The sequence below is a fragment of the Protofrankia sp. Cr1 genome, assembly GCF_963555865.1.
In the GTDB taxonomy this organism is placed as follows: Bacteria; Actinomycetota; Actinomycetes; order Frankiales; family Frankiaceae; genus Protofrankia.
Window position 1 is genome coordinate 1,125 of the sequence record NZ_CAUVXO010000558.1, and the last position, 1,451, is coordinate 2,575.

The window sequence follows — 1,451 nt, forward strand, 5'->3', positions numbered from 1 at the left end:
AACCTGAACGGCCCCGGGTTCGCTGGAGACCACGATCGTCGGCTCGTGCCGGGGAATCATTGAGATACCGGACGACGGTGACAGGCGCGCAGCTCTTCGACCATGACGATGTCGACCACGAGAAAGAGATCCTGTACGGGGTGGCCTCAAGCAGTCAGTGCGCCACACATGTTCAACGATCTGCTGGAAAGGCATGTGTCGCCTTGACCGCTTGATTCCGCCATGGCAAGCGTCCTTGGTGCAGGAGATGGAGCTTCACCCGCCGGTCGATGTTCGCCTTGCCACCCTGGCAGTGCCGTGGGCAAGCTCCGCCCGCACCTGCGCGACGCGTTGATGGGAGACACCCAGTAGTTCGGCCACGTCACGTACTGACAGTGAGCTGGGAAGACCTGCGACCGCCCGCCGGATTGCATCGGCGGATTCCCGCTCGGCCTGCTCGGCGACGGCACGCGCCTCGCGTGCGGTCGCTACCGCGGTGAAGCTGTCTCCGATCTCGTATCGAAAATCGAGATCGAAATCATCGAACGCCTCGTCGGACCGGTCCGTCATGAGCACGATCACTTCCTGCACGCTGCGCCGTAGCGCGGACAAGCTCCGGGCAAAGGTGTGGGCGCCGGGGACGTCTGGAACATCGGCGAGCCACGCGTCCCGTTCCCGCGTGACGTTGACCCGGTAGCTGGTCCGTGTCGTAGTTGTCATGTCCGTAGCCACCTCTTTCCGAAAGCCGGTGCCATGTCCGCCTCGATGCGCGCCAGCGTCCCAGTCGGGATATCGCCGGGGTGTTGCGGCACGGCGGTTTCCGCACGGACCGCGTGGCCGTCCGTGCCCAGATAGGTCGCGCGGTAACGCCGGTGAGAGCCGACCTGCCGGACGAAGACCCGCCAGCCCGCTCGATCGCCCGGTTGACCTCTCGAACCCGCACCGCGTCAGTCTACCTCCTAGACGGCACCCGTCTAGGAGGTAGACGTCCTTGCGCCAGCGAGCGAGTGCCGGCCCGCTCGGGAGGCGCGTTGCGCCGTACGTCGCGGCTGACGCAACCGAGCCCCGCCCAACGAGATGAGCTTGAAATTTAGAGCGCCCGGCAATAGGGGCGTGGATCAAGGAGTGGGGCTGGGGTGCGTAGCTCGCGAGGCGGAGGAGGGAGCCACCACCTCGTCGATAAACGGCCACTCCACGCGTCACCATGGACGATGACGAGTGGCAGATTCGGTCTGCCAACGCCGAGTACGACGCCATACCCTGACACCAATTCCCGCAGACAAGGAAACAGCAGTAACCAATATTGGTTCGACCCCCGCATCAATGGCGATGAACACAAGGACGCCACCCGCGACGGATAAGATGACCAGGAATGGCTTCCACCATCGCGGCTCTCTGTATGAATTCATTTCTCGAGTCAAGATATTTTCAACTTTCATCACCGATGGTGACATACACGTTGCCGACATCAA

The 1,451-nt window shown here is 62.9% G+C and carries 2 protein-coding genes and 1 pseudogene; 1 reads left to right on the forward strand and 2 read right to left on the reverse strand.

What is annotated here, in order from left to right; all coding sequences use genetic code 11:
* Window positions 1–255 precede the first annotated feature (255 nt).
* Window positions 256–699: a hypothetical protein gene (locus tag U9980_RS25745; protein WP_322770296.1), complete on the reverse strand. Its 444-nt coding sequence runs from the start codon at window positions 697–699 to the stop codon at window positions 256–258.
* Window positions 696–833: pseudogene (locus tag U9980_RS28795) on the reverse strand (hypothetical protein); the annotation flags it as partial. The pseudogene U9980_RS28795 and the gene U9980_RS25745, both read right to left, overlap by 4 nt.
* Window positions 834–1,197: 364 nt before the next feature.
* Between U9980_RS28795 and U9980_RS25750 the strand changes: the two are divergent.
* Window positions 1,198–1,451, forward strand: a 254-nt coding sequence (locus U9980_RS25750; RefSeq protein ID WP_322770297.1) for a hypothetical protein, incomplete at its 3' end; no start/stop codon positions are given.